A 26537-nucleotide genomic window follows, 5' to 3' on the forward strand; every position below is an offset into this window, starting at 1 on the left:
GGGCAGAACACCTAAGGTTCTGCCGGATTATCGCTGCGGTAAATAACGCAACGGGTTTACGGATTTCCCCTTGTAACGAATTTCAAAATGTAATCTAACCGAACTGGTTCCGGTACTACCCATGGTAGCGATTTTTTGCCCCGCCTTAACTTCCTGTTGTTCCCGGACCAGCATGGAATCGTTATGGGCGTAAGCACTCAGATAATCATCATTGTGTTTGATGATGATTAAATTACCGTACCCACGGAGCGCGTTGCCTGCGTATACCACCCTTCCTGAAGCAGTGGCGACAACAGGTTGTCCACGCGAACCGGCGATATCGATCCCTTTGTTTCCGCCTTCCGCAGCGGAGAAGTTATCGATGATCTTCCCATCAGTCGGCCAACGCCAGCTTCCCACTGGGGTTGTGCTGTTAGTCGTGCTGCTGACTGTAGGCGGTACGGTAACCGGAGCTGTGGTCGTTGCCACATTATTTGCCCCTTTCGACGGCAGCATTTTACCGCCTGTCGAACCCGAATCATCAGAATACGTAATAACAGGTTGCTGTGCAACAGGGGCCGATTTAATTTGCGTTTGGTTGGATGCCACCGGCACGCCGCCCTGTGTCGCATCCGCTGCGGTTATCGCATTGCCACCGGTGATGGTCTGGCCATTACCGTTGCCAACCTGCAGGACTTGCCCCGCTTCCAGGCCATACGGGGCCGGGACGTTATTGCGTTGCGCCAGATCGCGGAAGTCATTGCCGGTAATCCAGGCAATGTAGAACAGGGTATCTCCACGTTTAACGGTGTAAGTCTCACCACCGTAACTACCTTTAGGAATATTCCCATAATTACGGTTGTACACGATACGACCATTTTGCGTGACAACATTATTATTGCCACTAACCATTCCCCCGGAGGGTGCAGCTGATGGTGTACCGCCGCTTAACATTCCGCCGTGTGGCATGGCTGGTACGGTACTGTTCTGCGATGAGAGCATGCCACCGCTGCTCGGTGAGGAGGTCATGCCGCCGCCAGAGGACATCATACCGCTGTCGCCACCGCCGCCAATCTGGCTAATCGGAGCTTGCGTGTTGTCGCCTGAGCTACAGCCCGCCAGCCAAAAACCTACCAGTGAGAGTGCCGCCAAACGGCGTAATTGAAATACTGTGCTTCCCGTGCTCATTGATCCCCCGTTATGGCAATCCTGGATGTAACTGTGTCGTGGTTGTGACCGCATGATTCACTGCGCAACAGGCGGAATACGGTCTTTCACATTGATTAACAAGGATAGTAACAATATCAACTGCGCCATGCCATGTAACAGTTGTGAAGATTTACGTAGCAATGGCTCAGGCCAGATCGCCCTGAACTAACGGCACAAAGCGGACGGGTTCGATGATTTCTTCAATTAATTCACCACCCTGACGACGTAAACGCTTTAAAACCTGCTGATCTTCGCCGACTGGCAGCACCATTTTGCCACCCTCACCTAATTGCGCTATCAGCGCAGTCGGAATTTCAGGGGGTGCAGCGGTGACAATGATGGCATCAAACGGGCCACGTGCGGCCCAGCCTTGCCAACCGTCACCATGACGAGTCGAAATATTGTGCAGGTCGAGTTGTTTCAGGCGACGCTTAGCCTGCCATTGCAGCCCTTTAATGCGTTCAACGGAATAAACGTGATTGACCAGATGGGCCAGAATAGCGGTCTGATAGCCCGAACCGGTGCCGATTTCCAGCACGCGCGATTCCGGGCTCAGTTCAAGTAACGCGGTCATCCGCGCTACCATGTAGGGCTGTGAAATCGTCTGCCCACTGCCAATCGGCAGCGCAACGTTTTCCCAGGCTTTATGCTCAAACGCCTCATCGATAAAGCGTTCACGCGGGACATCAGCGATGGCTTTTAACAGGTGCTCATCGTGAATACCCTGCGCACGCAGTTGCTCTAACAGCGTTTCGATGCGCCGGTTCACCATGCGAGATTTACCTCAGCCTCGATCAACCAGTCGCTTAATACTTCCTGCGCCGCATGTGCCGTAAGATCGACATGCAATGCCGTCAACGACACGTAACCTGCATCTACCGCAGCGAAATCGGTGTCGGGGCCCGCATCCAGTTTGTCCCCCGGCGGGCCAATCCAGTACAGGGTATGGCCGCGCGGATCTTCCGTGCAAATCACCTGATCGGCCGGATGGCGGCTGCCACAACGCGTCACACGGAAACCTTTGATTTCCGCTAGCGGTAGATCAGGCACATTGATGTTCAGGATACGCCCGGTGCGCAGCGGTGCGCGGGACAACGCACGCAGCAGCGTGCAGGTCACTGCCGCAGCGGTGGCATAGTGTTGATGGCCATTGAGTGAAACCGCCAGCGCAGGCAGTCCAAGATGGCGTCCTTCCATCGCGGCGGCCACGGTGCCAGAGTAAATCACGTCATCACCCAGATTGGGGCCAGCGTTGATGCCTGAAACCACAATGTCCGGACGCGGCTGCATCAGTTTGTTAACCCCAAGAAACACGCAATCCGTCGGCGTGCCCATCTGTACAGCGATGTCACCATTCTCATGGGTAAAAGTACGCAGCGGGGTTTCTAACGTCAGAGAATTTGATGCGCCACTTCGATTGCGATCGGGCGCGACAACCTGCACCTCCGCAAACTCACGCAGTGCGCGAGCCAGCGTCTGAATGCCGGGGGCATGAATTCCATCGTCGTTGCTGAGCAATATCCGCATCTGTTCCTGACCTTTGTTCATTCAACGGGCCCTCAACTCGCCGGGCATCCGCTGTTGGGGTGCCGCACAAACAAGATTTGGCGAGACGAAGATGTTTGCATTCTAGCGGTGAGGCGCGGGAAGTGGTAGGCGTAAATCACGGAACTTCCGGCGTTTGCCGCAACATTATGCAGCCGGAGCAGATATTTACCCGGCGTTGAGGCCGGGTAAAGTGGGGTTATTCATCGCTGATTGGCGCAGCGGCACCGTTACTCAGTAGTTCGCGCACCACGCTGGTGGCGAAACTCCCGGCTGGCAGCCAGAACTGCATCTCCAGCGTGACGTCATCCCACCAGTTCCAGCGCAGATCTTTCGGCACCACCAGCATGGCGCGGCGGGCTGCATCAACGCGCTCACGTTCCAGCAGCGCCAGCAAATCCGCAGCCGGTGCCAGATTAGCCTGCTCAAAGGCCAGCGCGTCACCCTGGGGGCCCAGATCACCTCGCCCGGCGAGCGGCGCGGTGATGCGCAGTTCATGATGATTCACACGCTGCTGCAATTCCGCCAGCTCTTCCGCCTGCGCCACAAACCAACTGCCGCGACCGGCCAGCTGCAGTGCATCACCCGCTTGTACCTGATCCAACACGCCATCACGCTGCAAACGCGCACTGGTGACCTGATTAAACAGTTGGCTGCGCGCAGCAGACAGCAAAATACCTTTCATGCTGCGATCGCGCGGGCGGAATTTCTCTTCAGCCCACAGTTTTGCCTGCGTCAGGTTATTACCGCCGCGGCCAAAGCGTTGTTCACCAAAGTAGTTAGGCACGCCGTTTTGCTGGATTTGCTGCAAGCGCGCATCCACTTCTGCGCGATCCGAAATCTGACGCACAACCAAACGGAACGCATTACCTGCCAGCGCGCCAGTGCGCAATTTGCGCTTATGGCGGATCACCTGCAGAATTTCCACGCCTTCCAGCTGGAAACCGGCCAAATTCGGCATCGCGTTACCCGGCACGCGGAAACACAGCGTCTGCTCAGTCACCGCATGGCGGTCTTTCATCCCGGCATAGCTCATATCACGTTGATGCACGCCGAGGAATTTCGCGATAGCTTCGGCGACAAAGCGTGTATTGCAGCCTATCTTGCGGATGCGCACCAGCACCTGCTCGCCTTCGCCATCATAGGGATAGCCGAGGTCTTCAATCACCACGAAATCTTCGGGATTGGCCTTGATCACGCCGGTGGCGCTTGGAACGCCGTGCAGGTAAAGCAGTTCACTCATACTTAATCGGCCTTCACCAGCAGCGCCACGGCTTCACAGGCAATGCCTTCGCCACGGCCGGTAAAGCCAAGCTTCTCAGTCGTGGTCGCTTTGACGTTGACATCATCCATATGGCAACCGAGATCTTCAGCGATGTTGACGCGCATCTGCGGCACATGCGGCAGCATTTTCGGCGCTTGCGCGATGATGGTCACGTCGACATTACCAATGCGATAACCTTTCTGCTGAATACGACGCCAGGCTTCACGCAGCAAGCCACGGCTGTCCGCCCCTTTGAAGGCGGGATCGGTGTCCGGGAATAGCTTGCCGATATCGCCCATCGCCACCGCGCCCAGCAGCGCATCCGTTAATGCATGCAGTGCCACATCGCCATCTGAATGGGCAATAAAACCGTGTTCGAAGGGAATACGCACCCCGCCAATCACTAACGGACCTTCGCCGCCAAAAGCGTGAACGTCAAAACCGTGACCGATACGCATCATGCGCTCTCCTTTAACTGAATCTGGGTGAGATAGAAGGCCGCCAGCGCCAGATCTTCTGGCCGCGTCACCTTAATATTGTCGCTGCGTCCGCTGACGAGCTCTGGATGATAGCCGCAGTATTCCAACGCCGACGCTTCATCGGTAATGGTAGCGCCTTCATGGAGTGCACGCGTTAAACACGCCGTCAGCAGTTGATGCGGGAAAAATTGTGGCGTGAGTGCGTGCCAGAGATCTTCGCGTTCAACGGTATGCGCAATCGCCGTTTTGCGAGGTTCAGCACGCTTCATGGTGTCACGCACCGGTGCCGCCAGAATCGCACCCACTTTACTGTGCTCACGAACTGCCAGCAGGCGTGCCAGATCATCCGGGTGCAAGCATGGCCGCGCGGCATCGTGCACCAGTACCCATTCGCTATGCTTAATCGCCTGCAAACCTGCCAGCACCGACTCAGCACGCGTGTCGCCACCTGTCACGCGCAGTACGCGTGAATCCTGCGCCAGTGGCAGCGAATCAAACCAGCCATCATCAGGACTAATGGGCACGATCACTTGTTTAACGGCTGGATGAGCCAGCAAGCGCGCAACGCTGTGTTCAAGAAGGGTAAATTGACCAATGGTCAGATACTGTTTTGGGCAGGCAGCCTGCATACGGCTGCCCACGCCTGCGGCAGGCACCACGGCAATCACATCCGCAAGGGAAGAGAGGTTGTTCATGGTTTATCGTTGTTGATTTTGCGCAGCTTGTTGCGCGTTACGTTTATTCTGGTCTGGCACCAGACGATAGAAAGTCTCACCGGGCTTAATCATACCCAGTTCATTACGTGCACGTTCCTCAATTGCTTCTGAACCGCCATTGAGGTCATCAATTTCGGCAAACAACTGATCGTTACGTGCTTTGAGTTTGGCGTTATTCGCCTGTTGCGACGCGACGTCTTCATTGACGCGCGTATAGTCATGAATACCGTTCTTACCCAGCCACAAGGAATATTGAAGCCATCCCAGCAGCACGAGCAACAGTAACGTCAGTTTTCCCATCCCCGCCCCCTGAAAAACGGCCTAATCATCCCATAACTTCGCACAGGACTCCACAGCGACAGCGAAAATGCCAGCAGCAGACGATTGTCTGTACAAAAAAACGGCAAGGCTAAAAGCGGGACGGCAGGTAAAGTTTTGTAACCTGCCGATGCGTTTGCACATCAGGATCGGACTACCAACCCGAGAGAAATGAGAACAGCAGCCAGAACAGGCACACCACCACGATAGCGGTGATCACCCCACTCCAGAACAGGCGTCCGCGAATCATTAAGCTCAGTACAATACCAATCAGCACCGATACCGGTAGCAGCGCCAAAAAGAACGGCCAGGTGTAGAGGAAGAAGAATAGCGTGTTGGAACCGTAGAGCATGAACGGAATCGCCAGCGCGCACCAGTACGAGAGAAAGCCAATCACGCCGCCCGGCAGTGATGAGCGGGACTCATCTGGGGTGCGTTCATCTTTGCGTGCCAGCATGGGGGTAACGTTCTGCATAGAGATCCTGTTGACGCTAAAAAGCGGCAAACCAATCGAGATTTGCCGCTGTCGGTTCAGGATCTGATGATATCGCGGTGACGCAGGAGGTCTAACAATTGGGCGGTCAAGTTTGTAACTAATTGTTCGCCATCTAAGTGAATTTCCGGCGCGTCTGGCGCCTCATAAACACTGTCGATACCGGTAAAATTGCGCAGCTCACCGGCACGCGCTTTTTTATACAAACCTTTGGGGTCACGCGCTTCACACACGGCCAGCGGCGTATCGACAAACACTTCGACAAATTGCCCGGTGCCGAGCAAATCACGCACCATCTGACGCTCCGTGCGATGCGGCGAAATAAAGGCAGTTAATACCACTAAACCGGCATCCACCATCAGTTTCGCCACTTCTCCCACGCGCCGGATGTTCTCTTTGCGATCGTCATCGCTGAAGCCGAGGTCACGGCACAGGCCGTGACGCACGTTGTCACCATCCAGCAGATAGGTGCTGACGCCCGCGCGATGCAGCGCCTGCTCCAGTGCACCCGCTACGGTGGATTTACCCGAGCCTGATAGCCCGGTAAACCACAGCACCACGCCCTGATGGCCGTGCTGCTGTTCTCGCTCTTCACGCGTTACCGGATGATCGTGCCACACCACGTTTTCGTCGTGTTGTGCCATTACTTGCCACCCAGCAGGTCGCGCGCATTCCAGTGAGGGAAGTGACGACGCACCAGCGCATTCAACTCCAGTTCGAATTCACTGAACTGGCCAGCCTGCCCACGCACATCACTCAGTGGCTGATTGATCATTCCCGCACCGACTGTGACATTGCTCAGACGATCGATAAAGATCATGCCACCGGTCACCGGGTTCTGCTGATAGGCATCCAGTACCATCGGCTCATCAAACGTGATCTCGACTAAGCCGATGCCGTTCAGCGGCAGACTTTCCACCGCAAGTTTCTCCAGCGTGTTGATCTCCACCTGATGAATGATCTTTTCCACGCGGCCACGCGCTTTCTTACCGGCGATCTTCACTTCATAGCTCTGACCCGGCTGCAGTGGCTGTTCTGCCATCCACACCACATCCACGGTGGCAGATTGCACTGCCTGCAATTCTGCAGCGGCATCGACAAGTAGGTCGCCACGGCTGATGTCGATCTCATCTTTCAGCACCAGCGTAATCGCTTCACCCGCTGCTGCTTCCTGCAGATCGCCATCGAAAGTGACGATACGTGAAACCGAAGACTCGACGCCTGAAGGCAATACTTTCACGCGCTGTCCGACCTGCACCGCACCAGAGGCCAGCGTACCGGCATAACCACGGAAATCGAGGTTTGGACGGTTCACATACTGCACCGGGAAGCGCATCGGCTGATGATCCACCACGCGGTTCAGTTCCACGGTTTCCAGCACGTCGAGCAGCGTAGGGCCGCTGTACCATGGCATGGTCACACTTGGCGTCGCCACGTTATCGCCTTCCAGCGCAGACATCGGCACAAAGCGAATATCCAGATCTTCAGGGAGCTGGCCAGCAAAATCGAGGTAAGACTGTTTGATCTGTTCAAACGTCTCCTGTTTATACTCCACCAGATCCATCTTGTTGATGGCGACCACCAGGTGTTTGATACCCAGCAGCGTAGAGATAAAGCTGTGACGACGCGTCTGATCCAGCACGCCTTTACGCGCATCGATCAGCAGAATCGCCAGATCACAAGTGGATGCGCCGGTCGCCATGTTGCGGGTGTACTGCTCGTGTCCCGGCGTGTCGGCGATGATAAATTTGCGCTTCTCGGTGGAGAAGTAGCGATATGCCACGTCGATGGTGATGCCCTGCTCACGCTCGGCCTGCAAGCCATCCACCAGCAGCGCCAGATCGAGTTTCTCGCCCTGGGTGCCATGACGCTTGCTGTCGTTGTGCAGCGAAGAGAGCTGATCTTCATAAATCTGACGGGTATCGTGCAGCAGGCGACCAATCAGCGTACTTTTGCCGTCGTCGACGCTACCGCAGGTCAGGAAACGCAGCAGGCTCTTATGTTGTTGCGCGGTCAGCCAGGCTTCTACGCCGCCCTGATCGGCAATCTGTTGTGCAATTACGGTGTTCATCTGCGTCTCCTTAGAAATAACCCTGACGTTTCTTCATTTCCATCGAACCGGCCTGGTCGCGGTCAATCACACGGCCCTGGCGTTCACTGGTGGTGGAGACCAGCATCTCTTCAATAATTTCCGGCAGCGTTTGCGCTTCGGATTCCACCGCACCGGTCAGCGGCCAGCAGCCGAGGGTACGGAAACGCACCATACGCTGTTTGATCACTTCGCCAGGCTGCAGATCAATGCGATCGTCATCAATCATCATCAGCATGCCATCACGCTCCAGCACCGGACGCGGTGCCGCAAGGTACAGCGGAACGATCTCGATGTTTTCCAGGAAGATGTACTGCCAGATATCCAGCTCGGTCCAGTTGGAGAGCGGGAACACGCGGATGCTTTCGCCTTTGTTGATCTGGCCGTTGTAGTTGTGCCACAGCTCTGGACGCTGATTTTTCGGATCCCAACGATGGAAACGGTCACGGAACGAGTAAATACGCTCTTTGGCGCGTGACTTCTCTTCGTCACGACGCGCACCACCGAAAGCGGCATCAAACCCGTACTTATTCAGCGCCTGCTTCAGGCCCTCGGTTTTCATGATGTCGGTGTGTTTGGCGCTACCGTGGACAAACGGATTGATGCCCATCGCCACGCCTTCCGGGTTGCGGTGAACCAGCAGTTCCGCGCCCATGTTTTTCACGGTGCGATCGCGAAACTCGTACATTTCACGGAATTTCCAGCCGGTATCAACGTGCAGCAGCGGAAATGGCAGCGTGCCAGGATAGAAGGCCTTACGCGCCAGATGCAGCATTACCGAGGAGTCTTTACCGATGGAGTACATCATCACCGGATTGCTGAACTCGGCCGCCACCTCGCGGATGATATGGATACTCTCTGCCTCCAGCTGGCGCAGATGAGTAAGACGATTTTGGTCCATAATTTTTCCTCAAGCCAAATTGACAACGGCGGACTCACGAGCCCCCTGCTGTGCCGAATGTTGGAACCAGGCTAATTGCCCGTGCAAATTCACCACTTCACCCACCACAATCAGGGCCGGTGTGGGCGCGGCAACCGCCAGCGCCTCAAGCTGATCTAAGGTACCGGTCAGCACTTGTTGATTCTGACGCGTGCCGCAGCCAATGACGGCTACCGGCGTTGATGCCGCGCGTCCATGTTTGATAAGGCCCGCCGCAATTTCTGCCGCTTTCAACGTGCCCATATAAATCGCTAAGGTCTGACGCGCACGCGCCAGCGTCGGCCAGTCAATGCCCTCGCTATCACTGCGTAAGTGGCCGGTAACAAACAGCACGCTCTGCGCGTGATCGCGATGGGTTAACGGAATCCCGGCATAAGCAGTGGCTCCCGCTGCAGCAGTAATGCCCGGCACCACCTGGAAAGGAATGCCCGCCGCTTTCGCCGCCTGCAGCTCTTCGCCGCCGCGACCGAAGATGAACGGATCGCCGCCTTTCAGACGCACCACGCGTTTACCCTGCTGCGCCAGCTCGACCAGCATCGCATTGGTCTCTTCCTGGGATACGGAGTGTGCTCCAGCACGTTTACCGACGCAGATGCGGTCAGCATCACGGCGCACCAGCTCCAGCACTTCGTCACTCACCAGATGGTCATACAGCACCACATCCGCCAGCTGCATCACCTGCAGGCCACGTAACGTCAGTAAACCGCTGTCACCTGGACCCGCGCCCACCAGGGTGATTTCACCCTGATTGTCGCTGCTGTTCTCTAACTCGCGATCCAGCGTGCGGCGGGCCTCATTGACGTTACCGGCTGACATCTGGCTGGCGAACAAACCGTTAAATGCCCGCTCCCAAAAACGACGACGTTCCGACATGCTGTGATAGCGCTGTTTAACTTTGTCACGCCACTGTCCTGCCACTTCAGCCATCTGACCGAGGTTGGCAGGTAACAGCGACTCAATTTTTTCACGTAATAAGCGGGCCAGCACTGGCGCCGTACCACTAGAGGAGATCGCCACCACCAAGGGGGAGCGGTCGACAATAGAGGGGAAGATAAAACTGCACTTGGGCTGATCGTCGACAACGTTGACCAGCTTGTGGCGGGCATTGGCGGCGTCAAAGACTTGCGCATTGAGCGCGTTATCGTCAGTGGCAGCGATGACTAAAAAGACGCCATCCAGCTGAACCGGATCGAAGTGATGTGCAATCCACTCGATGGCGTCGATTTCCAGCAGCGCCTGCAACTCATGGCCAAGGTCGCGCGCAGCTACCCGCACGCGCGCACCGGCACGTCGCAGCAGTTCGATTTTACGCGCCGCGATTTCACCACCGCCGACAACTAGCACCGGACGGTTTTTGAGATCGGCAAAGAGAGGCAGATAATCCACGTTAACCTTGCTAGTTTTACAATAAGTTAACGCGACTATACGTCCCTGCCTTCTGGCAGATGAAATTACGAATTGGCATTAGTAGTTACCGAATGGAATAACGCCCCAGGATTGCTGATAACAATTTGTGCTTAACAAATGATATTGCTGGTGTTTCGGAGCAATTCAAATTGTGCAATCGCGGTCACAGTTTCATACTAATCCAGAATTTTTTTAGCCTGACGGGATGTCACAAAAGGACCTTAACTATGTTTGCCACCCTCCGCCGCACCGTGCTGGCTGCACTGATCGCGGGCGGTTTGCCTTTCTTTGCCCAAGCCGCAACCTATGCGCCGGGGCATTTTGCCGAACAGCAGCTGCGCCACATCGCCACCTATTTTCCTGGCCGTATGAGCGGCAGCCCTGCTGAGCTGATGACGGCCGATTATCTGCAACAGCAATTCACCGAGCTGGGTTACAAGAGTAATACCCGCCAGTTCAATACCAGCTACAACTGGTTAGAGCGCAAGGGTGAGACGCGCCCGCGCAAGGTATCCGCCACCTCGGTCATTGCCGCGCGGGCCGGCGCGGTGCCGCAAGAGATCCTGATCGTCACGCATCTCGACACCTGGACGCCACTCAGCCGTCATGAAGCGGATAACAATCTGGGCGGCCTGCGTTTACAAGGCGTCGATGACAATGCTTCTGGCCTTGGCGTAATGCTGGAGCTGGCTCAGCAGTTGAGTAAAACCCCGCTGCACTACGGTGTGCGTTTTGTCGCGCTTAGCGCTGGTGAAGCCGGGCTGCAAGGGATGGATGACTACCTGTCGCGGATGAGTGCGCAGGAGAAAAAGAACACGCTGCTGGTGATTGATCTCAACAGTCTGATCGTCGGCGATCACCTCTATTTTAACAGTGGTGCCAATACGCCCTCAGCGGTACGCAAGCAGACCAGCGCGCGCGCCGTGCAGCTCGCGCATCGCTACGGTATTTCCGCCGCCAGCCACACGCTGACGGCACGCGACTATCCGGGCGTGAATCCGTTTGATAAAGCCGGCATGCCGCTGCTGGATGTCACCGCCGCCAACTGGGCGCTGGGTAATAAAGATGGACAGCAGCAGCGGGCGCACAGCAGCCACTTCCCGGAGGGCAACGTACGCCACCAGACGGACCGCGATAACCTCAATTATCTGGATCGCTGGCTACCGGGCCGGATTACGCAACGCACGCGTGATAGCGTAAAGATCTTACTGCCGCTGGTCACTGAGCTGGCTAACCCAACAACTTAAGGATTTGCGATGTACGTGGTGTATCTCAACTATTTCCGACCGGCAGAAGAAGCCGATGCGCTGCTGGCGCCACACATTGAGTGGCTGGATCGTTACTTTGACAGCGGTGACTTCATTGCCGCAGGCCGTAAAGATCCGCGCACTGGCGGTATGGTGCTGGTGAAGGAGATGGATCGCGCCCGTTTGGATACTATCCTCGCGGAAGATCCCTTTGTCGCGGTGGCGCACTATGACGTGACCAAAGTGAACGTGACGCGTGCAGCGGAGGCGTTTGAAGGGTTAAAAGGGATTTAAAGGACAATTGGGAAGCGGCACGATTTATCGTGCACCTGCCAGCGTTAGAGGCGCTGCAGGGAGGCACGATAAATCACGCCGCAACCCTTTTATTGATGCATCAACCTTCGTGCAATCCACACTCGCGCTTCAGGCCAAAGAAGCGTGTCTCTTCTTCTGCCATGCCCGGTTCCCACTTTTTGGTGGTGTGCGTATCGCCCACTGACAAATAGCCCTCATCCCACAGAGGATGATACTTGAGGCCATGTTGTTTCAGGTACTGGTGCACCTGACGGTTATCCCAGTCAATGATTGGCAGAATCTTGAACACACCGCGCTGTACCGCCAGCACAGGCAAACTGGCGCGGCTGCCTGACTGGTCACGGCGTAGACCCGCAAACCAGGTCTGCGCACCCAGGGTTTGTAGCGCGCGATTCATCGGTTCGACCTTGTTGATTTGGTTGTACTGCTCAATCCCCTCGACGCCCTGCTCCCACAGCTTGCCGTAGCGCGCTTCCTGCCATGCTGGAGAAGTCTCAGCACGGAAGATTTGCAGATTGAGATTGAGCTTCTCGGTCAGCTCATCAATAAAGCGATAAGTTTCCGGGAACAGATAGCCGGTATCGGTCAGGATCACCGGCGTATCCGGTTTCTGCTGCGTCACCATATGCAGCAGAACCGCCGCCTGAATACCAAAGCTGGATGACAGCACAAACGCGCCCGGCATATTCTCCAGCGCCCAGCTCACGCGTTGCTCAGCGGAGAGTTTCTCCAGCTGCACGTTGCTTTCGGCCAGTGCCATGATGCGATCGACTTTGCTGCCACTATTCAGTGCTGCGAGATCAAGTACCGTCATACTGCCTCCGAGTCCCAAAAATCACGGGCGGGATCCACCACGGCTTTGATGATGCCAGCGCGAATCACGAAGTCACCGAAGCCTTCATCGGCCTGGCGCTCGGTTGCCCAGCGCGCCACCAGCTCATCGATGCTGGCCAGAATTTCGCCTTCGTTGATGTTCTCGCGGTACATACGCGGAATGCGCGTACCCATGCGGTTGCCGCCAATGTGTAAGTTGTAGCGGCCTGGTGCTTTACCCACCAGACCTAACTCCGCCAGCAAAGCACGGCCACAGCCGTTTGGGCAACCGGTAACGCGTAGCACGATGTGCTCTTCACCGACGCCGTGCTTATGCATGATCTCTTCCACCTTGGTGACAAACGAAGGCAGGAAGCGCTCGGCTTCGGCCATCGCTAATGGGCACGTTGGGAAGGCCACACAGGCCATCGAGTTTTCACGCTGTGGCGTCACCGCTTCCATCAAACCGTGTTCACGGGCGATAGCTTCGATCTGCGCTTTTTGCTTCTCTGGCACACCGGCTACGATCAGGTTCTGGTTGGCGGTTAAACGGAAATCACCCTGATGGATTTTGGCAATTTCAGCGATGCCGCGTTTCAACGGACGGCCTGGATAATCCAGCAGACGGCCGTTTTCAATAAACAGCGTCAGGTGCCATTTCTTATCAATGCCTTTCACCCAGCCCACGCGATCGCCACGGGTCGTGAACGCATAAGGACGAATCGGTTCAAACGTCAGGCCAGCACGCTTTTCTACTTCCGCTTTAAAGGTTTCGACGCCAACACGCTCCAGCGTGTATTTGGTTTTGGCGTTTTTACGATCGGTACGGTTACCCCAGTCACGCTGCGTAGTTACTACCGCAGCCGCCACATCAAGGATCTTCTCTACCGGCAGGAAGCCAAACTCACTCGCAGTACGCGCATAAGTCGCTTTATTACCGTGGTCGATCGACAACCCACCGCCAACCAACAGGTTAAAGCCAATCAGCTTGCCGTTCTCCGCAATGGCGATAAAGTTCAGGTCATTCGCATGCAGGTCGACATCGTTATGCGGTGGCACCACCACGGTAGTTTTGAACTTACGCGGCAGATAGGTTTCGCCCAGAATTGGTTCTTTATCCGTTGTGGCAACCTTCTCTTTATCCCACCAAATCTCAGCGTATGCGCGGGTTTGCGGCAGCAGGTGCTCGGAGAGCTTTTTCGCCCACTCGTAGGCTTCCTGATGCAGTTCCGACTCGACTGGATTCGAAGTGCACAACACGTTACGGTTCACGTCGTTGGCGGTGGCCAGCGCGTCGAGACCCACTTCATGCAGCATTTGGTGCGTCGGCTTCACGTTCTTTTTCAGAATGCCGTGGAACTGGAAGGTCTGACGGTTAGTCAGACGGATGCTGCCATAAATGGTTTTATCGGTCGCAAACTTATCAATCGCCAGCCATTGCGTTGGCGTGATAATCCCGCCCGGCAGACGGCAACGCAGCATCATCGCGTGGCGCGGCTCAAGTTTCTGCGCCGCACGCTCCGCACGAATATCGCGGTCGTCCTGCTGGTACATGCCGTGGAAACGGATCAACAGGAAATTATCGCCACTGAAGCCGCCGGTCAGGCCATCATCGAGATCCTCGAGAATGGTGCCGCGCAGGTAGTTACTCTGTTTTTTCAGACGCTCGGCGTCGGTCAGCTTGCCTTCAACGACCAGCGGTCCAGGATGTTTTTCGCTCATTAGTAAACGTCTCGCTGATAACGGCGCTCAATGCGCAGCTCACTTAAAAATTCGTCAGCCGTTTCACGATCCATGCCGCCGTGTTCGACCACCACATCCAGTAATGCCTGCTCAACGTCTTTCGCCATGCGATTAGCGTCGCCGCAGACGTAAAGGTGCGCGCCTTCTTCAATCCAGCGCCACACTTCCGCCCCTTTGGCGCGGATTTTATCTTGTACGTATATTTTCTCAGCCTGGTCACGTGACCACGCTAAATCAATGTTGGTCAGCAAGCCGTCTTTGACGTATTTCTGCCATTCCACCTGATAGAGGAAATCATCGGTGAAGTGCGGATTACCAAAGAACAGCCAGTTTTTACCGCCTGCTCCGTCGTTATCACGCTGCTGCATAAAGGAGCGGAACGGCGCGATACCGGTGCCTGGGCCGACCATGATCACTGGCGTTTCCGGGTTAGCCGGCAAGCGGAAGTTGTCGTTGTGTTCGATAAACACGCGGATGTCGCCGTCTTCTTCGATGCGATCCGCCAGCCAGGTTGACGCACCGCCGCCGCGCTGACGACCATCAATCTCATAACGCACCGCACCGACAGTAATATGTACTTCGGTATCCGTTTCCGCTTGCGATGAAGCAATCGAATAGAGGCGCGGTGTTAAAGGACGCAACAGGCCAGTGAGCTGTTCTGCATTGAGTTCAGTCGGTGCCTGACGCACCATATCGACAATCGGGAAGCTCTGCGCATAGCTCTGTAATTTCGGCTTATCACCCGACAGCGCCAGCAGCGCATCATTGCGTGACAGCGCAGCATACTGTTCAACGATCTGCGGCGTGTTCACCGTCAACTCATAATGCTTTTGCAAGGCTTCTGCGAGCGGCAGGTTTTCACCGTTAACATCAACCGGCTCATCGCCCTTCAGCCACACCAGTTGCAACAGTTCATGTACCAGTTCCGCGTCGTTTTCAAACCACACGCCCAGCGCATCGCCGGGCTGATAGCGCAGACCAGAATCGCCCAGATCGATTTCGATATGGCGAACATCTTTATCCGAATCACGACCGGTGATTTTTTGATTAGCGGCAAAACTGGCGGTCAGCGGCGCTTCTTTGGTGTAAGGGCTGCTGTGGATATCGTTCACCACGCCAGAAGCCGTCACAGCCGCGACCACTGAGGATTCACTTGGCACGCGTGCTTTTAGAATCTCGGTCAGCTGTTGACGCCAGGCCGTAGCCTGCTCTTTGTACTCCACGTCGGCATCAACACGATCCAGCAGACGTTCTGCGCCCAGTTCCGCCAGACGCTCATCAAAGTCTTTACCGGCTTTGCTGAAAAATTCGTAAGAGGTATCGCCCAGGCCGAACACCGCAAACGCGGAGCCAGTCGCAAATTTCGGCGCCTTCTTCGACAGCAGGAATTTGTGCAGCGCCACGGCTTCTTCCGGTGGCTCACCTTCACCTTGCGTCGAAGTGACAACAACCAGTAATTTCTCCTGACCGATTTGCTTAAACTTGTAGTCACCGGCGTTCACCAGATTGACGCTCAGTTTGGCGGCCAGCAGATCATCGCGCAGCTGTTCCGCCAGACGACGAGCATTACCGGTTTGTGACGCGGAAATCAGCGTGATGGTTGGCACCTCGGCCTGCACCGGTGCAGGTGCGGCAACGGCGCCCGGCGTCTGATTGACCATGCCCCAGAAGTAGCCGGAAAGCCAGGCCATCTGCGTGGTGTTGAAATCCGTGGTCGCTGCCTGTAAGCGCGCGAGTTGCTCCGGATTAAGCGGGAGCATTGAACCTGGTGCCTGAGTCGTCATCGCGTTAAAAATTCCAGTGTCTGAAGTCCGGACCGATAAATGGCGGAAGAGTGGGTAGGTTACCGGGCTGTATATTAACGATTAAATACGCCTTCGACATAATTAATAACCAAAATGACTAAGTGGTTTTTCGGGTAATGTTAATCGGCAAAAGTGGTAAATAAAGTCGCCTTTATTCAATACGTTAATCAACATGTTGCGGTATAGGCGTGCGTAAAATGCCCTTTTCATCGTAAGCGGGTGCGAAAAATCTGTGATTCAGGTAGAATTCGGCGGTTTTTAAGTCTGAGAGCCATTATGTCTACCACGCTGTTTAAAGAGTTCCAGTTCGAATCTGCCCACCGTCTGCCGCATGTGCCTGAAGGGCATAAATGTGGTCGTCTGCATGGCCATTCGTTCCTGGTGCGATTAGAAATTACCGGTGAAGTGGATGCGCATACCGGTTGGGTCATGGATTTTGCCGAACTGAAGGCGGCGTTTATGCCGATTTATGATCGTCTCGATCATCACTATCTGAATGATATTCCAGGCCTGGAAAATCCAACCAGCGAAGTGCTGGCAAAATGGATTTGGGATCAGATGAAACCGATCCTGCCAGAACTGAGTGCAGTGATGATCAAGGAAACCTGTACCGCAGGTTGTACTTATAAAGGTTAATCACTGTTGACGGGCTGCCGCTGTGCAGCCTGACTTTTAGCTATACGCTTCTTTACGTTCACTTCATCTCCCTGTCATCCGCCCCCTCTACGTTGTTGTCTCCTTCATTAAAGATCAAGAGAATCAACAATGAACTTCGTTAAACGCCTTTCTGTTATTGCTTTGCTGGTTTCCGCCTCTGCCGCCGTTCAGGCGCAAAACGTACTGGATTTTCCGCAGCCTGAAAAAGTACCGGATGAGTTCTATGCCGTGACTGAAATTCCGGCGGGCGGCATGATCAAATATGAAACCGATGCAAAAACCGGTTTTATCGTGGCTGACCGTTTCCAGTCGATGCCGGTTGCCTATCCCGCAAACTACGGCTCACTGACCCAGTCACTGGGCGGTGATGGCGATCCGCTGGATGTGATCTTCTATACTCGTGCACCGCTGCAGCCGGGTACGCTGATCAAACTGCGTCCGATTGGTGTACTGAAGATGATCGACGGTGGCGAAGTCGATGACAAGATCGTCGCAGTGCCGACCAGCAAAATCGATCCGACTTATGACGACATCAAAGAGATGAAAGACCTGCCGAAAATGGAGCAGGAACGTCTGGAAGCCTTCTTCCGCGTGTATAAGCAGTTGCCAGATGGCCGTAAGAAAGTTGAGCTGAATGGTTTTGAAGATGCGGCGAAAGCTAAGGCTGAGATCAAACAGGCCTTCGACGCGTATAAAGCAAAGCAATAAAACCTAAGCATGCGTCGGCGGGGTAATGGAAAAAGTCGCTATCCATATCGTTTAGCCGGTGCGGTAATGAACAGGGTCGCCATCAATGGCGACCCTTCAAACAGGTTTGAGTCAGGTGCCGCAGGGATGCACACCTGATCAATCAGGCGATATTCAGATACTTATGTGTCTGCATCGAAAGGCGCCAGTTACGCGCAATGCAGGTCTCAATGCACAGTTTGGTGGCGGCATCGCCACGACTGATCGGTTGCAGCGCCACAATGCGCTTCTTATCATCATCATGCAGACCCGCCAGCAGCACATCTAACGCTTCGACATCACGCTCACGCGCCACCGGATGTTTAATCTCATCCGCACGCTGCAACGCCTGCGGCAGCACATCGTAACCGCCGCGCATATTGACCTTCGGTGAAACCGTCACCCAGGTGCTGTCAGAACAGTGCACTTCATGTGTACCGCTGGTCTCAATCTGGCACTCAAATCCGGCCGCTTCCAACGCCTCGGTCAACGGGCGCAAATCAAAAATAGCCGGTTCACCGCCGGTGATCACCACATGGCGCGCGGTCCAGCCCTGACGTTGAATGGTCTCGATCAGCATTGCTGCATCGGCACTGCCCCAGGCGTCACTCTCCACGGTTTTCACCAGAATGTCGCCCAGCGAGGTCTCCCGATCGGCCAGTTTTTCCCACGTATGCTTGGTATCACACCAGCTACAGCCCACCGGACATCCTTGTAAGCGGATGAACAGCGCCGGAACACCGGTGTAAAATCCTTCGCCCTGCAGGGTCTGGAACATTTCGTTAATCGGGTAGAACATTTTTTACTCACGTCTTAAATTCGAGGCGCAGATTATGGCAGATTTTCACCATCGGTTCACAGCTGCTTCGTGCCAAAAAAACAAAAGCCCCGCACGAGGCGGGGCTTTATCAGCGATGATGCGGCCCATCGGGACACATCAACAGAGCCTTACTGGCCTTTAACTTCTTTCAGACCGTTGAACGGAGCTTTGTCGCCCAGCGCTTCTTCGATACGAATCAGCTGGTTGTACTTAGCAACACGGTCAGAACGGCTCATAGAACCGGTTTTGATCTGGCCAGCAGCAGTACCGACCGCCAGGTCAGCGATGGTCGCATCTTCAGTTTCACCTGAACGGTGTGAAATCACCGCGGTGTAACCTGCATCTTTTGCCATCTTGATTGCAGCCAGAGTTTCGGTCAGAGAACCGATCTGGTTGAATTTGATCAGGATGGAGTTAGCGATACCTTTATCGATACCTTCTTTCAGGATCTTGGTGTTGGTCACGAACAGGTCGTCACCTACCAGCTGAATTTTGTCGCCCAGCACTTTGGTCTGGTAAGCGAAGCCCGCCCAGTCAGACTCGTCCAGACCGTCTTCGATAGAGACGATTGGGTACTGTTTGGTCAGATCTTCCAGGAAGTGCGTGAACTCTTCAGAGGTGAAAGCTTTGTTGCCTTCGCCAGCCAGCACATATTTGCCGTCTTTGTAGAATTCAGACGCTGCACAGTCCATCGCCAGGGTGATGTCTTTGCCCAGCTCGTAGCCTGCTGCTTTAACCGCTTCAGCGATAACAGCCAGGGCTTCGGCGTTAGAACCCAGGTTAGGCGCATAGCCACCTTCGTCACCGACCGCAGTGCTCATGCCTTTGGCTTTCAGCACTTTTGCCAGGTTGTGGAAAACTTCAGAACCCATGCGAATGGCTTCTTTCACGTTTTTCGCGCCAACAGGCTGGATCATGAATTCCTGGATATCAACGTTGTTATCCGCGTGCTCACCACCGTTGATGATGTTCATCATCGGCAGTGGCATAGAGAATTTGCCTGGGGTGCCGTTCAGTTCAGCGATGTGCGCGTACAGTGGCAGGCCTTTAGAAGCCGCAGCCGCTTTAGCCGCAGCCAGCGAAACCGCCAGAATGGCGTTAGCGCCGAAGTTGGATTTGTTCTCAGTACCGTCCAGCTCGATCATGATCTTATCGATGTTCGCCTGGTCTTTGGCATCTTTACCGGTTACCGCGGCAGCGATAGGACCGTTAACAGCGGCAACCGCTTTGGTCACGCCTTTGCCCAGGAAACGAGATTTGTCACCGTCACGCAGCTCCAGTGCTTCGCGAGAACCGGTTGAAGCACCTGATGGCGCTGCAGCCAGACCAACGAAACCGCCTTCCAGATGCACTTCTGCTTCTACAGTCGGGTTGCCACGGGAGTCGATGATTTCGCGACCGATGACTTTTACGATTTTGGACATTCGATTTTCCTCAGTACAAGTTAGTCAATCCTAAGACAAACAACGCGCGAAAAGTTCGCGCGCTGTTCGTTAAACTCTTACTTCGCTAACCGCTTCTGGTGCTCCTGCGCGGCTTTAACAAAGCCAGCGAACAGCGGATGACCATCACGCGGGGTCGACGTGAATTCCGGGTGGAACTGACAAGCTACAAACCACGGATGGTTCGGGAGTTCGATGATCTCCACCAGCTGGTCGTCGCCGGAACGGCCCGCAATATGCAGACCCGCCGCTTCAATCGGCTTCAACAGCAGATTGTTCACTTCATAACGATGACGGTGACGTTCAGTAATCACGTCAGAACCGTATAGCTGGCGCACTTTACTTTCCGGCGTCAGCTGGCACTGCTGGCTACCCAGACGCATGGTGCCGCCCAGATCGCTCTGCTCAGTACGTTGCTCAACGTTGCCTTCTTCATCACGCCATTCAGTGATCAGCGCGACCACTGGGTACTTACAGTCTGGCACAAATTCCGTTGAGTTGGCGTCTGCCATCCCGGCCACGTTGCGTGCGAATTCCATCAACGCAACCTGCATACCCAGGCAGATACCGAGGTAAGGGATGTTGTTCTCACGCGCGTATTGCGCCGTGAGCATTTTGCCTTCCACACCACGGTAGCCGAAGCCGCCCGGGATCAGGATAGCATCCAGATCTTTCAGAATTTCGACACCGCGAGATTCCACATCCTGCGAATCGATCAGCTTGATGTTCACGGTTACACGATTTTTCAGGCCACCGTGCTTCAGTGCTTCAATCACTGACTTGTACGCATCTGGCAGTTCGACATATTTGCCGACCATACCGATGGTCACTTCGCCACCCGGATTGGCTTCTTCATAGATAACCTGTTCCCATTCGGCCAGGTTCGCTTCCGGTGCGCTCAGATTGAAACGCTTACAGATATAGTCATCCAGACCCTGTGATTTCAACAGGCCAGGAATCTTGTAGATGGAATCCACATCTTTCAGGGAAATAACCGCTTTCTCTGGCACGTTACAGAACAGGGCGATCTTCGCACGTTCATTGGCCGGCACAGCGCGGTCAGAACGGCAGATCAGCACATCAGGCTGGATACCGATCGACAGCAGCTCTTTCACTGAATGCTGGGTTGGCTTGGTTTTCACTTCGCCTGCAGCCGCCATATACGGCACCAAAGTCAGGTGCATATACATGGTGTGTTCACGGCCCACATCAACCGCCATCTGGCGAATCGCTTCGAGGAACGGCAGGGATTCAATATCACCTACGGTACCGCCGATTTCCACCAGTACGACATCATGACCTTCGCCGCCTTCGATAATACGTTCTTTAATGGCGTTGGTGATGTGTGGGATAACCTGAATCGTGGCACCCAGATAGTCACCGCGACGTTCTTTGCGCAGCACTTCTGAGTAGATACGACCGGTCGTAAAGTTGTTGCGGCGCGACATTTTGGTACGGATGAAGCGCTCGTAGTGACCCAAGTCCAGATCGGTTTCGGCCCCATCATCGGTAACAAACACTTCACCGTGCTGCGTTGGGCTCATGGTACCCGGATCGACGTTAATGTACGGATCGAGTTTCATGATGGTCACATTCAGACCACGTGCTTCAAGGATGGCTGCGAGGGAGGCTGCGGCAATGCCTTTGCCCAGAGAGGATACGACCCCGCCGGTCACAAAAATATAATTCGTTGTCATGCTGAACCTGAGAGTTTAGGTTTAAAGACGGTGGAATAACCAAGACGGGAAAATAGTATACCCGAAGTCGTCCTCAGCCACAATTGATGAATCACATCACCCCCCCGCATTGCAGCCGATAACATAGCGAATAGACGAGGGTGAAATGTTGACGTGCGTCACAAAGTTGCCGCTTGGCTGAATCGAGTAAGCTCAAGCGGACAATTTATGCGCAATGCAGGAATAATCGACAATTTGAAGAATAACCGCTTAGTCTTTGTTCTCACGGCATTTCACCTGCTGCCAGGCGGCTTCCATTTGATCCAGGGTCGCATCCTGCATCGCCAGTCCCTGAACGCTGATGATGGATTCAACCTGACGGAAGCGACGCTCAAATTTATCATTGGCTTTTTGTAAGGCGATTTCGGCTTTGCTGCCCAGATGGCGCGAAAGGTTGACGGTGGCAAACAGCAAATCGCCAATCTCCTCTTCCAGCTTGTCATTGTCGACCACCGCCTGCTGCGCTTCGTGCATCACTTCATCGATCTCTTCATGCACTTTATCCAGCACTGGCCCCAGGTTGTTCCAGTCGAATCCCACCGTGCTACAGCGCTTCTGGATTTTGTAAGCACGCATCAGTGCAGGCAAGGCTTTAGGAATGTCATCCAGCACCGAATGCTGTGACTTCTCTGCGCGCTCGCTGTGTTTGATCGCTTCCCAGTTTTTCAGTACTTCCTGCGTGGTGTCGGCCTGCACATCACCAAAGATGTGCGGATGACGGCGCTCCAGCTTGTCGCTAATCGCATTGCAGATGTCATCGAAGTTGAAACGCTGTTGCTCATCGGCCATTTGCGCGTAAAACACCACCTGAAACAGCAGATCGCCGAGTTCACCGCGCAGGTCATCAAAGTCCTCGCGCTGAATCGCGTCGATCACTTCGTAGGTCTCTTCCAGCGTGTAAGGGGCGATGGAGGCGAAGGTCTGCTGACGATCCCACGGGCAGCCACGTTCCGGGTCGCGCAAGGTTTGCATGATGGTGAGCAGACGATTCAGGGCTGTCATGGGGAAATCCTTAGGGGTTAAAATGGAAAAGGTCGCCAAAATGGCGACCCTGAGGCGCACCGAAATCTGGTCGACGCGCAGAGCAACCTGGACGTGCCATTTCGGGCGTACAGTAAATGCCAGGCTGCCCTTTCATGGCGGCCTGGCCACATCAGTTCAGACGGCGTGCGTCGATGATATCCGGCACCTGATTAAGACGCGCCAGCACGCGACCCAGCACCTGCTGGTTGTAGATTTCGATATCCATATCAATGGTTGCCAACTGCTTTTTGGTGTCGCTGCGGCTGGAAACGCCCAGCACGTTAACCTTCTCATTCGCCAGAATGGTAGTGATATCGCGCAGTAACCCGCTGCGATCGTTGGCGGTGACGCGTACCACCAGCGAATAGCCGCTCGAATAATCTTCGCCCCACACCGCATCGACAATACGTTCCGGCGCATGGGAGATCAGTTCGCTTAACTGGTCACAGTCGGCTCGGTGAATGGAAATACCGCGCCCCTGGGTGATAAAGCCCACGATATCGTCACCCGGGATCGGCTGGCAGCAGCGCGCAATGTGGTGCAGCAGATTGCCCACGCCTTCCACCACCACGCGTCCACTTTCTCTGCGCGCAGATGAAGGCTGATGTGATTTTTGCGTCAGCTGGCGCAGCGCTTCACGATCTTCCTCTTCCGCACTCGGCTTATTGAGTTTGGCCTGCAGGAAGTTGACCATCTGATTGAGGCGAATATCGCCGCCGCCAATCATCGCCAACAGCTCATCCTGCGAGCTGACGTTATAACGCGGCAGCAGAATTTTTTCTGCATCGCGGAAACTGATATCCAGCTGGCTCAACTCGCTTTCAAGAATCTGGCGGCCAGCCAGAATGTTCTTGTCGCGATCTTGTTTGCGGAACCAGGCGTGAATTTTTGAACGGCCACGGCTGGTGGTGATATAGCCAAGGTTCGGGTTCAGCCAGTCGCGGCTCGGGTTCGGCTGCTTCTGGGTAATCACCTCAATCTGATCGCCCATCTGCAATTGATAGGTGAACGGCACAATGCGACCGCTGATTTTGGCACCAATGCAGCGATGTCCGATATCACTGTGAATGTGATAAGCGAAGTCCAGTGGTGTTGAGCCAGATGGCAGATCGACCACGTCGCCTTTCGGGGTAAACACGTACACCCGATCGTCAAATACCTGACTGCGCACCTCTTCCAGCATCTCGCCGGAATCCGCCATCTCTTCCTGCCAGGTAATCAGCTTACGCAGCCACGCAATGCGTTCCTCGTGCCCTGCCGCACCGCGCGCGTTACTGGAAGTCGGGCCTTCTTTGTACTTCCAGTGCGCGGCCACGCCCAACTCCGCATCTTCATGCATCTGGCGAGTACGAATCTGGATCTCTACCGTCTTGCCCTGCGGACCGAGCACCACGGTGTGAATGGATTGATAACCGTTGGGTTTTGGATTGGCAACGTAGTCGTCGAACTCGCTGGGAAGATGGCGATACAGTGTGTGCACGGTGCCTAACGCGCCGTAGCAATCCTGCAAACGTTCTGCCACGATGCGCACCGCGCGCACATCGAACAGCTCATCAAACGCCAGCGACTTTTTCTGCATCTTGCGCCAGATGCTGTAGATATGTTTCGGGCGGCCATAGACTTCAGCACGCACGCCCTCCTTCTGCATCTCTGCACGTAAGTTACTCACGAAATTATCAATGTAACCTTCGCGGTCAATACGGCGTTCATGCAGCAGTTTGGCGATGCGTTTGTACTCATCGGGGTGCAGATAGCGGAAGCAGTAATCTTCCAGCTCCCATTTGAGCTGACCGATACCCAGACGATTGGCTAACGGCGCATAGATGTTGGTGCTCTCTTTGGCGGCGAGAACACGTTCGTCTTCTGGTGCATCCTTCATTTCACGCAGGTGGGCAATACGCTCTGCCAGCTTGATAACCACGCAGCGGAAATCTTCCACCATCGCCAGCAGCATGCGGCGCACGTTATCCACCTGCTCGGAGGCCATAGAATCATTGTGGATGGCTTTCAGCTGGCGGATCGCGTCCATATCGCGCACACCGTGTACCAGCGAGACAATGCCTTTGCCGAACGACTTTTCCAGCTCTTCTTCACTGACCACATCCGCGTTGGCCAGCGGGAACAGTAAGGCCGCGCGCAGGCTATCGTTGTCCATACTGAGCATGGTGAGTATTTCCACCATCTCAATACCGCGCCACAGCAGCAGAGCCTGATCTGGATGGTTGTGCGTTTCGGTTTCACAGTAGCGCCAGGTGTCCGCCAATCGCTGACAGGATTGCGGATTATTGATATTTAAACTGGCGATCCACTGGTCAAGGGCAAACTCCCCTTCCGTATTTAAATGCGCACTTCTAACCGCAACCATATCCTCTCCTGCCATAACGACGAAAACGCCGCTTATGCTTTGCTAAACAGCACCATGGACTCGAGATGACTGGTATGTGGGAACATATCCAGCATCGCGACCCTTTCCAAATGGTAGCCCGCCGACAGTAATGCCTGACTGTCGCGCGCAAGTGTTGTTGGGTTACAGGAAACATAGACCACGCGTTGCGGCGCAAGTTTAACGATATGCGACATCACACCCGCGGCCCCAGCACGTGCTGGATCCAGTAACACCTTGTTAAATCCCTGCGCTGCCCAAGGCTGGTGGGCAACGTCTTCCTCCAGGTTGTGCTGGAAAAAGCGGACATTTTTAAGATTATTCAGCTCAGCATTATACGCTGCCTGGTGGACTAATGCTGCAACACCCTCCACACCCACAGCATTTTGTACGAACTTTCCTACAGGCAAAGTGAAATTACCCATACCGCAAAACAGATCCAGCACCCGATCTTCGGGCTGTAAATCGAGCCATTCAATGGCTTTTGTCACCATCTGCTGATTCACGCCATCATTCACCTGGATGAAATCCTGCGGGCTGAAAGTCAGTTTCAAATCAAACGATTGGTAGAAAGGTGCGTAATCCCCCAGCGGCTGCAAATGCTCGCTGCCGTCCGCCAGATACAACATCAGCTGATGCTCATGCGAAAAGCGTTCCAGTTTTACACGATCGCCTGCGGACAATGCATCAAGATGACGCAGCACCATCACCGGGCCATTATCTGCCAGCACTAACTCGACATGCCCCAGTCGCCGTGCGGCCTGTAAGCTGCTAAGACACTGGTGCAACGGCTGCAGTAACGCTTCAAGCTCGGGCACCAAAATGGGGCATTGAGTTAACTCAACCAAATCGTTGCTGGCCGCCTGGCGGAACCCCATTTGTAAACGCTGCTGTTTAGGCTGCCATTGCAGTCCCAGACGGGCGCGACGGCGATAGCCCCAGGTGTTGCCGCTGATGATCTCATTCACCTGCACCGGCAAAGGCGCATCCCGGCTCAACATTCGGCTCAGCGCACGTGCTTTACTGTCCTCCTGTAACGCGATCGCGGCATGCTGTTGCTGGCAGCCACCACACACGCCAAAGTGCACACAGCGCGGTTTTTCCCGCTGTGCGCTTGGCTGCATAATCTTTTTGGCTTTGGCCCGCGAGAACTGACGTTTATCTTCCTCGACCATAACTTCGGCCTGTTCACCCGGCAGTGCGCCGCTGACAAACATCGCTTTGCCATTATGGCGCGCAACACCTTGTCCAAAGGGGTCAAGGTCTTCGATAGTGACGGTAATACGCTGCTTTGTCGCCACACGCTGTTTTGCGGAGTAAAATTGCGCCATAGTGTTGTGAATTCTCTAAATTAATGGGGTGTGCCATCGCAAGCGGATTGTGCACAG

Annotated in this window: 25 protein-coding genes; 4 read left to right on the forward strand and 21 right to left on the reverse strand. The window is 54.8% G+C overall.

Features of this window, described 5'->3' with window-relative positions; all coding sequences use genetic code 11:
- Window positions 1-27: 27 nt before the first annotated feature.
- The 12 genes from nlpD to cysG all read right to left on the reverse strand — a co-directional run bounded on the left by nlpD (window position 28) and on the right by cysG (window position 10418).
- The gene (gene nlpD / locus CRO33_RS09350) at window positions 28-1167 is read right to left on the reverse strand and encodes a murein hydrolase activator NlpD (RefSeq protein WP_097117956.1); all 1140 of its coding nucleotides are present in this window, start codon (window positions 1165-1167) and stop codon (window positions 28-30) included.
- Between the two features lie 166 nt (window positions 1168-1333).
- On the reverse strand, window positions 1334-1960 hold the full coding sequence (locus CRO33_RS09355) for a protein-L-isoaspartate(D-aspartate) O-methyltransferase (RefSeq protein WP_097117957.1): 627 nt from the start codon (window positions 1958-1960) through the stop codon (window positions 1334-1336).
- The gene (surE, locus tag CRO33_RS09360; protein ID WP_097118184.1) at window positions 1954-2715 is read right to left on the reverse strand and encodes a 5'/3'-nucleotidase SurE; all 762 of its coding nucleotides are present in this window, start codon (window positions 2713-2715) and stop codon (window positions 1954-1956) included. The genes CRO33_RS09355 and surE overlap by 7 nt, the downstream gene beginning before the upstream one ends.
- Before the next feature lie 217 nt (window positions 2716-2932).
- A complete protein-coding gene (gene truD, locus CRO33_RS09365; protein WP_097117958.1) occupies window positions 2933-3976 on the reverse strand; it encodes a tRNA pseudouridine(13) synthase TruD in 1044 nt (347 codons plus the stop codon).
- A 2-nt stretch (window positions 3977-3978) separates the two neighbouring features.
- Window positions 3979-4455: a 2-C-methyl-D-erythritol 2,4-cyclodiphosphate synthase gene (gene ispF, locus CRO33_RS09370; protein WP_045816453.1), complete on the reverse strand. Its 477-nt coding sequence runs from the start codon at window positions 4453-4455 to the stop codon at window positions 3979-3981.
- Complete coding sequence (ispD, locus tag CRO33_RS09375; RefSeq protein WP_058961494.1) at window positions 4455-5171, reverse strand: 2-C-methyl-D-erythritol 4-phosphate cytidylyltransferase; 717 nt, start codon at window positions 5169-5171, stop codon at window positions 4455-4457. Before ispD ends, ispF begins: the two co-directional genes overlap by 1 nt.
- A 3-nt stretch (window positions 5172-5174) precedes the next feature.
- Window positions 5175-5492, reverse strand: a complete 318-nt coding sequence (gene ftsB / locus CRO33_RS09380; RefSeq protein WP_007893240.1) for a cell division protein FtsB — start codon at window positions 5490-5492, stop codon at window positions 5175-5177.
- 172 nt (window positions 5493-5664) lie between these two features.
- Complete coding sequence (locus tag CRO33_RS09385; RefSeq protein ID WP_058961495.1) at window positions 5665-5985, reverse strand: DUF3561 family protein; 321 nt, start codon at window positions 5983-5985, stop codon at window positions 5665-5667.
- A gap of 56 nt (window positions 5986-6041) precedes the next feature.
- Window positions 6042-6647, reverse strand: a complete 606-nt coding sequence (cysC, locus tag CRO33_RS09390; RefSeq protein ID WP_097117959.1) for an adenylyl-sulfate kinase — start codon at window positions 6645-6647, stop codon at window positions 6042-6044.
- Window positions 6647-8074 (reverse strand): sulfate adenylyltransferase subunit CysN, encoded by a 1428-nt coding sequence (gene cysN / locus CRO33_RS09395; RefSeq protein ID WP_097117960.1) that lies wholly within the window; start codon window positions 8072-8074, stop codon window positions 6647-6649. Before cysN ends, cysC begins: the two co-directional genes overlap by 1 nt.
- Before the next feature lie 10 nt (window positions 8075-8084).
- On the reverse strand, window positions 8085-8993 hold the full coding sequence (gene cysD / locus CRO33_RS09400; protein ID WP_034823008.1) for a sulfate adenylyltransferase subunit CysD: 909 nt from the start codon (window positions 8991-8993) through the stop codon (window positions 8085-8087).
- A 9-nt stretch (window positions 8994-9002) separates the two neighbouring features.
- Window positions 9003-10418 carry a siroheme synthase CysG gene (cysG, locus tag CRO33_RS09405; protein WP_097117961.1) on the reverse strand — a complete coding sequence of 472 codons (1416 nt, stop codon included), beginning with the start codon at window positions 10416-10418 and terminating at the stop codon, window positions 9003-9005.
- Between the two features lie 248 nt (window positions 10419-10666).
- Between cysG and CRO33_RS09410 the strand changes: the two genes are divergently transcribed.
- Window positions 10667-11686 (forward strand): aminopeptidase, encoded by a 1020-nt coding sequence (locus tag CRO33_RS09410; RefSeq protein ID WP_097117962.1) that lies wholly within the window; start codon window positions 10667-10669, stop codon window positions 11684-11686.
- 9 nt (window positions 11687-11695) lie between these two features.
- Window positions 11696-11980: a YciI family protein gene (locus tag CRO33_RS09415; protein ID WP_038645154.1), complete on the forward strand. Its 285-nt coding sequence runs from the start codon at window positions 11696-11698 to the stop codon at window positions 11978-11980.
- Window positions 11981-12080: 100 nt separating this feature from the next.
- On the opposite strand, the gene CRO33_RS09420 is transcribed toward CRO33_RS09415, so the two are convergent.
- From CRO33_RS09420 to cysJ, 3 genes are read right to left on the reverse strand one after another with little or no spacing between them, the layout of a single operon-like run.
- The gene (locus CRO33_RS09420; RefSeq protein WP_097117963.1) at window positions 12081-12815 is read right to left on the reverse strand and encodes a phosphoadenylyl-sulfate reductase; all 735 of its coding nucleotides are present in this window, start codon (window positions 12813-12815) and stop codon (window positions 12081-12083) included.
- Entirely contained in the window at window positions 12812-14536 is a 1725-nt protein-coding gene (cysI, locus tag CRO33_RS09425) for an assimilatory sulfite reductase (NADPH) hemoprotein subunit (protein WP_034823019.1), read from the reverse strand. Before cysI ends, CRO33_RS09420 begins: the two co-directional genes overlap by 4 nt.
- The gene (cysJ, locus tag CRO33_RS09430) at window positions 14536-16341 is read right to left on the reverse strand and encodes an NADPH-dependent assimilatory sulfite reductase flavoprotein subunit (protein ID WP_097117964.1); all 1806 of its coding nucleotides are present in this window, start codon (window positions 16339-16341) and stop codon (window positions 14536-14538) included. Before cysJ ends, cysI begins: the two co-directional genes overlap by 1 nt.
- Before the next feature lie 294 nt (window positions 16342-16635).
- Between cysJ and queD the strand changes: the two genes are divergently transcribed.
- Entirely contained in the window at window positions 16636-16998 is a 363-nt protein-coding gene (gene queD / locus CRO33_RS09435; RefSeq protein WP_176505758.1) for a 6-carboxytetrahydropterin synthase QueD, read from the forward strand.
- Window positions 16999-17127: 129 nt separating this feature from the next.
- Window positions 17128-17727: an inorganic diphosphatase gene (locus CRO33_RS09440; protein ID WP_097117965.1), complete on the forward strand. Its 600-nt coding sequence runs from the start codon at window positions 17128-17130 to the stop codon at window positions 17725-17727.
- Window positions 17728-17869: 142 nt separating this feature from the next.
- Here the strand turns inward: CRO33_RS09440 and queE are convergent, their stop codons facing one another.
- The 6 genes from queE to rlmD all read right to left on the reverse strand — a co-directional run bounded on the left by queE (window position 17870) and on the right by rlmD (window position 26480).
- The gene (queE, locus tag CRO33_RS09445) at window positions 17870-18544 is read right to left on the reverse strand and encodes a 7-carboxy-7-deazaguanine synthase QueE (protein WP_097117966.1); all 675 of its coding nucleotides are present in this window, start codon (window positions 18542-18544) and stop codon (window positions 17870-17872) included.
- A 149-nt stretch (window positions 18545-18693) separates the two neighbouring features.
- On the reverse strand, window positions 18694-19989 hold the full coding sequence (gene eno, locus CRO33_RS09450; RefSeq protein ID WP_034823037.1) for a phosphopyruvate hydratase: 1296 nt from the start codon (window positions 19987-19989) through the stop codon (window positions 18694-18696).
- Window positions 19990-20066: 77 nt separating this feature from the next.
- Window positions 20067-21704 carry a glutamine hydrolyzing CTP synthase gene (gene pyrG, locus CRO33_RS09455; protein ID WP_034823046.1) on the reverse strand — a complete coding sequence of 546 codons (1638 nt, stop codon included), beginning with the start codon at window positions 21702-21704 and terminating at the stop codon, window positions 20067-20069.
- A gap of 249 nt (window positions 21705-21953) precedes the next feature.
- A complete protein-coding gene (mazG, locus tag CRO33_RS09460) occupies window positions 21954-22745 on the reverse strand; it encodes a nucleoside triphosphate pyrophosphohydrolase (RefSeq protein WP_097117967.1) in 792 nt (263 codons plus the stop codon).
- 151 nt (window positions 22746-22896) lie between these two features.
- A complete protein-coding gene (gene relA, locus CRO33_RS09465; RefSeq protein WP_034823050.1) occupies window positions 22897-25131 on the reverse strand; it encodes a GTP diphosphokinase in 2235 nt (744 codons plus the stop codon).
- Between the two features lie 32 nt (window positions 25132-25163).
- Complete coding sequence (gene rlmD / locus CRO33_RS09470) at window positions 25164-26480, reverse strand: 23S rRNA (uracil(1939)-C(5))-methyltransferase RlmD (protein ID WP_097117968.1); 1317 nt, start codon at window positions 26478-26480, stop codon at window positions 25164-25166.
- Between the last annotated feature and the right edge of the window lie 57 nt (window positions 26481-26537).

It is taken from the genome of Pantoea sp. GL120224-02 (assembly GCF_900215395.1).
GTDB classification, from domain to species: domain Bacteria; phylum Pseudomonadota; class Gammaproteobacteria; order Enterobacterales; family Enterobacteriaceae; genus Pantoea; species Pantoea communis.

What these genes read in the sequence shown, in the direction of transcription:
- CRO33_RS09385 (WP_058961495.1), bottom strand. Translation starts at nt 5,985, where the DNA reads ATGCAGAACGTTACCCCCATGCTGGCACGCAAAGATGAACGCACCCCA.
- ispD (WP_058961494.1), bottom strand. Translation starts at nt 5,171, where the DNA reads ATGAACAACCTCTCTTCCCTTGCGGATGTGATTGCCGTGGTGCCTGCC.
- cysD (WP_034823008.1), bottom strand. Translation starts at nt 8,993, where the DNA reads ATGGACCAAAATCGTCTTACTCATCTGCGCCAGCTGGAGGCAGAGAGT.
- queE (WP_097117966.1), bottom strand. Translation starts at nt 18,544, where the DNA reads ATGTTCTACCCGATTAACGAAATGTTCCAGACCCTGCAGGGCGAAGGA.
- CRO33_RS09410 (WP_097117962.1), top strand. Translation starts at nt 10,667, where the DNA reads ATGTTTGCCACCCTCCGCCGCACCGTGCTGGCTGCACTGATCGCGGGC.
- ispF (WP_045816453.1), bottom strand. Translation starts at nt 4,455, where the DNA reads ATGCGTATCGGTCACGGTTTTGACGTTCACGCTTTTGGCGGCGAAGGT.
- truD (WP_097117958.1), bottom strand. Translation starts at nt 3,976, where the DNA reads ATGAGTGAACTGCTTTACCTGCACGGCGTTCCAAGCGCCACCGGCGTG.
- cysJ (WP_097117964.1), bottom strand. Translation starts at nt 16,341, where the DNA reads ATGACGACTCAGGCACCAGGTTCAATGCTCCCGCTTAATCCGGAGCAA.
- relA (WP_034823050.1), bottom strand. Translation starts at nt 25,131, where the DNA reads ATGGTTGCGGTTAGAAGTGCGCATTTAAATACGGAAGGGGAGTTTGCC.
- CRO33_RS09440 (WP_097117965.1), top strand. Translation starts at nt 17,128, where the DNA reads ATGAACTTCGTTAAACGCCTTTCTGTTATTGCTTTGCTGGTTTCCGCC.
- CRO33_RS09420 (WP_097117963.1), bottom strand. Translation starts at nt 12,815, where the DNA reads ATGACGGTACTTGATCTCGCAGCACTGAATAGTGGCAGCAAAGTCGAT.
- surE (WP_097118184.1), bottom strand. Translation starts at nt 2,715, where the DNA reads ATGCGGATATTGCTCAGCAACGACGATGGAATTCATGCCCCCGGCATT.
- ftsB (WP_007893240.1), bottom strand. Translation starts at nt 5,492, where the DNA reads ATGGGAAAACTGACGTTACTGTTGCTCGTGCTGCTGGGATGGCTTCAA.
- cysC (WP_097117959.1), bottom strand. Translation starts at nt 6,647, where the DNA reads ATGGCACAACACGACGAAAACGTGGTGTGGCACGATCATCCGGTAACG.
- eno (WP_034823037.1), bottom strand. Translation starts at nt 19,989, where the DNA reads ATGTCCAAAATCGTAAAAGTCATCGGTCGCGAAATCATCGACTCCCGT.
- pyrG (WP_034823046.1), bottom strand. Translation starts at nt 21,704, where the DNA reads ATGACAACGAATTATATTTTTGTGACCGGCGGGGTCGTATCCTCTCTG.
- mazG (WP_097117967.1), bottom strand. Translation starts at nt 22,745, where the DNA reads ATGACAGCCCTGAATCGTCTGCTCACCATCATGCAAACCTTGCGCGAC.
- CRO33_RS09355 (WP_097117957.1), bottom strand. Translation starts at nt 1,960, where the DNA reads ATGGTGAACCGGCGCATCGAAACGCTGTTAGAGCAACTGCGTGCGCAG.
- cysI (WP_034823019.1), bottom strand. Translation starts at nt 14,536, where the DNA reads ATGAGCGAAAAACATCCTGGACCGCTGGTCGTTGAAGGCAAGCTGACC.
- cysN (WP_097117960.1), bottom strand. Translation starts at nt 8,074, where the DNA reads ATGAACACCGTAATTGCACAACAGATTGCCGATCAGGGCGGCGTAGAA.
- CRO33_RS09415 (WP_038645154.1), top strand. Translation starts at nt 11,696, where the DNA reads ATGTACGTGGTGTATCTCAACTATTTCCGACCGGCAGAAGAAGCCGAT.
- rlmD (WP_097117968.1), bottom strand. Translation starts at nt 26,480, where the DNA reads ATGGCGCAATTTTACTCCGCAAAACAGCGTGTGGCGACAAAGCAGCGT.
- nlpD (WP_097117956.1), bottom strand. Translation starts at nt 1,167, where the DNA reads ATGAGCACGGGAAGCACAGTATTTCAATTACGCCGTTTGGCGGCACTC.